Origin of the sequence: Microseira wollei NIES-4236, assembly GCF_020521235.1 — a bacterium.
In the GTDB taxonomy this organism is placed as follows: domain Bacteria; phylum Cyanobacteriota; class Cyanobacteriia; order Cyanobacteriales; family Aerosakkonemataceae; genus Microseira; species Microseira wollei.
In genome coordinates this window covers 1-266 of record NZ_BLAY01000685.1, presented here as the reverse complement: position 1 = coordinate 266, position 266 = coordinate 1, and the positions used below count along the sequence as shown (strand labels likewise).

General features: G+C 54.5%; 1 protein-coding gene. It reads left to right on the top strand.

The genetic code is table 11. The features are described from left to right. The coding region (locus MiSe_RS50250) for a CLIPPER-2 domain-containing protein (protein ID WP_226595113.1) at positions 1–266 on the top strand (266 nt) is incomplete at both ends.

Here is a 266-nt window from a genome sequence, read left to right as displayed (position 1 = left end):
CAGCTACAGCATCGTTGTAGATAACAACGGCAACCAAACCCTGACGGGTGTAACCGTTAGCGACCCGAAATTGGGCACCCTCACCGGACCTAGTGGCGACAGCGACAGCGATAGCAAATTGGATGTGGACGAAACCTGGACTTACACAGGTGCCTACACCGTGACTCAAGCTGACATCGACGCCGGCGGTAACATTCTCAACACGGCAACGGCGGATAGTACTCAAACGCCGTCTGAAAGTGCTTCTACTTCGGTTCCCGTTGAGC